1 protein-coding gene is annotated in these 1,454 nt (G+C 68.8%); it reads right to left on the reverse strand.

Features of this window, described 5'->3' with window-relative positions; translation table 11 throughout:
- Positions 1–18: 18 nt before the first annotated feature.
- A complete protein-coding gene (locus tag ACNPQM_RS44095; protein ID WP_358862335.1) occupies positions 19–1,233 on the reverse strand; it encodes an IS110 family transposase in 1,215 nt (404 codons plus the stop codon).
- Positions 1,234–1,454: the final 221 nt, after the last annotated feature.

The following is a 1,454-nucleotide window of genomic DNA, read 5'->3' on the forward strand; positions in this document are numbered from 1 at the left end:
TGATGCTCCTATCGTTGGTCAAACGGCAGCGAGCCACTCGCGGTAGGTGCTGGCGAAGGCGTCATCGCGGCGAAGGCCCCGCTCGATGTTGGAGATGACGGCGGGCCAGACCCCGAAGTGGTTCGCGACGGCGGTGAGCGTGATGTTCTTGGCCTGGCGGGCTGGCCTGAGGTCCGCGATCTCGGGGACTTCGACCGTCGTGGTCAGGAGACGGAAGACCTCACGTGCGATCGCGCGCTTGAGAAGCCGGAGGATCTCCTTCTTCGTCCGTCCGGCGTCGGTCTGTCGGGCAACGTAGTCACGGGTGCGCTGATCTCGGCGCATACGGACGAGCGCGATCCGGTGGAGGGCCGCGTTGGCCGCGCGGTCCCCGCCGCGGGAGAGCCGGTGCCGGTTGGTCTTGCCGCTGGAGGCCGGAACCGGGGCGACGCCGCACAAGGCGGCGAAGGACGCCTCCGTGCGCAAGCGGGCGGGATTGTCACCGGCCGTGATCAACAGCTGTGTCGCGGTGTCGGGCCCGATGCCGTAGGCGGCGCGCAGGCCAGGGTTGAGCCGCGTGACCAGGCCGTCCAACTCCGAGGTCAGAGCCATGTGTTCGGCGGTCAGGCTCTGGACGCGCCGCGCGAGCGTGCGCAGAGCGGTCAGGACCGGAGCGTGGATGGGATCGCTGCCGATGCGGAGCCGGACCAGGGCGGCGACGCGCATGTCGCCCCGCAGCACCTCGTACTTCGCGCGGATCCCGTCGGGTGCGCAGATCAGGATGTGTCCGATCTGGTTCAGTGCCGCGGTACGGGCCTTGATCGCGGATCGTGCCGCGTTGTGCAGTGCCCGGATCCCGGTGACGGTATCGCCCTTGGGGGCGCTGGTGGCCCGGCCGGACACGACCGCCCGAGCGGCGGCGTAGGCGTCGATGGGATCGGACTTGCCGATCCTGCGGCGCTCGGCCTTGTCCGGCCGGTTGACCTCGATCACGGTCAGGCCGGCCTCGCGGGCCGCTCGCGTGAACCCCGAGCCGTAGGAGGATGTGCCTTCCACTCCGACGGAGACGACAGTGCCATGAGCGGCCATGAACGCGATAGCAGCCGTGTATCCAGCGGCCGTTGTGGGGAACTCAGCGTCGGCGAGCTGCCCGCCGCGGTCAGTCACCACGGCGACGTGGATGGTGTCGGCGTGGGAGTCCACTCCGCCGATCACCACGTGTTCGACGACGGCTTCGGTGTCCGTTCCTGTCATGCTGGAGATGCCTTCCTGACCGGAGGTGGCTCCGGCCGGGCGGGGCAGACAGGACAGTGATGGGGCCTTTGGCCAGGCTCCTATAAGGTCATGATCCACCCGGCCGGGGCCTCGGGAACGGGCCCCGGCAGCCGGACAGACCAAGGCGAAGACAGCCCAGCAGGACGTCAGTCAGTGATCGAGTCACGACCACCGGGAACCCGGATACCACTATCACTGTC

The sequence above is a fragment of the Streptomyces sp. NPDC056231 genome, assembly GCF_048270745.1.
In the GTDB taxonomy this organism is placed as follows: Bacteria; Actinomycetota; Actinomycetes; order Streptomycetales; family Streptomycetaceae; genus Streptomyces.

Coding starts and splice junctions, on each gene's coding strand:
- ACNPQM_RS44095 (WP_358862335.1), bottom strand. CDS start 1,233: ATGACAGGAACGGACACCGAAGCCGTCGTCGAACACGTGGTGATCGGC.